This is a genomic window from Mesorhizobium sp. M1143, from assembly GCF_040318435.1.
Classification (GTDB): domain Bacteria; phylum Pseudomonadota; class Alphaproteobacteria; order Rhizobiales; family Rhizobiaceae; genus Mesorhizobium.
Genome location: NZ_JAMYMJ010000157.1, coordinates 1 through 2,157, shown reverse-complemented (window position 1 = coordinate 2,157; position 2,157 = coordinate 1). Strand labels below are relative to the sequence as shown.

At 60.8% G+C, this 2,157-nt stretch carries 1 protein-coding gene and 2 pseudogenes; 1 reads left to right on the top strand and 2 read right to left on the bottom strand.

Annotated elements, in window-relative coordinates; all coding sequences use genetic code 11:
* The coding region (locus tag NKH35_RS31540) for a hypothetical protein (RefSeq protein WP_352917555.1) at window positions 1-233 on the bottom strand (233 nt) is incomplete at its 3' end.
* Between the two features lie 658 nt (window positions 234-891).
* Window positions 892-1,427, bottom strand: a pseudogene (locus tag NKH35_RS32135) (aldehyde dehydrogenase family protein); the annotation flags it as partial.
* A 505-nt stretch (window positions 1,428-1,932) separates the two neighbouring features.
* On the opposite strand from NKH35_RS32135, the pseudogene NKH35_RS31530 reads away from it, so the two are divergent.
* Window positions 1,933-2,157, top strand: a pseudogene (locus NKH35_RS31530) (DDE-type integrase/transposase/recombinase); the annotation flags it as partial.

Sequence of the window (2,157 nt, the reverse complement as noted above, 5' to 3'; positions counted from 1 at the left end):
CGACCAAAGCCGTAAAGAGAATTTACATGGCGCTTGACCGTTTCCTCCTTGGCCTTACCCGCGTAGAGTGACCTCAGCCCTTCGACAACGGTCGCATCGTTGGAATAAAGAGGACGCTTGCAGCCGCGACCGTCGGAGACCACTACTGGAGGATCTGGCTGCACCGCCGCCGGCACGGGGGAACGAGCATGGTCACGCAACTCGAACGGTGCGGAAGGATTCAGATCACCCACTGACGAATCCGGCGCATGATGATGGCGCGCCGTTGAGTGACCCGGCTGCAGCACCGAGGCACCTAGCATCGACCCACTGCCTCCGGCGTACGGCGCCGCGGCGTGTTCTTGTCCGCTCCCTTGCATCATGGGCTGCGCTTCCCATGGGGCCGCGCCTTCGATGAGGCTCAGGTCTCCGTGAGACGGATGAGGATGGAACGGGTCTGGCAGAGCCGGAACGCCGGGGGCGGGAATTTGGGCAGCGGCTTGGCGCGCCTCGCCCGAGCGCTGCTCAAAGCCCTCTTGCCCGGCCTGTGCCGCTTGCTCTTGAGATGCCGGGGGCTGCACCTGCCGCCAACCTGTTACATTGGATAGGTCAAATTTGTGCCGGTTCACGTTAGCCTCACGTCCACAGATCAGCTGAGCAACCTACTCGGGCATACTTACGAGAAGCTGACGAGGTCCGCGGTCCCGGAGCGGGTAGGCCTAATTTTCTGCGCGCCGATTGCGCTGGCGCGACGTAGCCCGGCCTTTTGCCAGCTCGGCAGCTACGGCTCGCAAAGAGCGTCGTAAGGCTTGCGGAGCCGCCCCTCAGCTCCCGTCGAGGAGCAATCCACAATTCACATATTTGGAGATGGCTCGCTGGTTTACCGGTCTGCGAGCCCTGCAAGCCCATGCTTCAGATGCCGCCCGTGCAGAGGTATTTCATTTCGAGGTAGTCCTCGAGGCAATGGCGGGAACCCTCCCGCCCGATGCCGGACTGCTTCACTCGGCCGAAAGGCGCGGCTTCCGACGACATGCGTCCCGTGTTCATACCACTATGCCATATTCCAAGGCCTCGGCGACACGCCAAACACGCTTCCGTTTGAGGCACAAATATGGGGGAAGGCCGTAGATCGTGTCGTTGGCCTCATGCACGACCTATCCGCATCGTCGAAGCAATCACAGGCGCCAGCCGCCCGAATGTCTCTTTCTTGCGCGATGGTCATCTCGCTGGAGACGGGACCGATAGTTCGACGTGCCATTCGCGCGATGCGTTTGCCCCCGCATCGAATTCTGCGGCCTTTCGCGACGGCATGGGATTCGATTTTGGCCAGAGCCTGCCTGTCGATCAGCGCACCGATCGCCACTCCGGAGCAAAGCCCTCGCCAACGATAAGTGGCGGACTTTCTCCACGAACTCTCGACAAACACCTTCGTGAACGCCTGACTGGACGGGGGTAGCCATGCCGAACAGGTCGCATAACCACGCCATCGTTCGGCGACTGCAGCCGCGAAGCGTCTCGAACACATCGGCTCGATGCGGTTGCGTCCAGAATGCATCAGCGAGCGGCGGGAGTCTTCGCTATATTCGCCCTTTACATCCCGAAGTCCACCAGCTTGCCTGCCAAAAAGGGGTGTTGCATGAATAAACCCGCTTTCGTCGCCGTCAGCCGCGTGCCCAGGAAGGACGACAGTCTCCATAGCAAGAATGCGAGATGATCATCGTATTCAGCGGCAGCGTGCCGGCGAGATTGGGTTTTCGGCAAGCCAAATAGCGCGATGCAGAAGGATGGTGAGGATTTCGCGTCCGCCACTGCGATGCATAGAGCCCCTTCGCAACCGACCAGCGCAACAAAGCTCGTTATGCGGCGCGTAGGTTCGTAGACGCTTATTCAGTATCGAGATAACAAGGCCGCTGCGCAGGAACGAACTCTGAGAGCGCACCCTGCGAGAGGTTGCGCTTGCTGACGCGGCTGTGGAAGAAGCAGGGGCTCGCGCCGAAGCGCATGATCACCGACTAGCTTCGCTCGTATGGAGCGGCAAAGCGACAGATGATGCCGGACGTCGAGCACCGGTCGCACAAGGAGTTGAACAACAGAGCGGAGAATTCCCATGTGCCGCCGCGAAAACGGGAGCGGATGATGCAGGGGTCCGATCGCCGGGAGGCCTGCAACGCTTCGTCT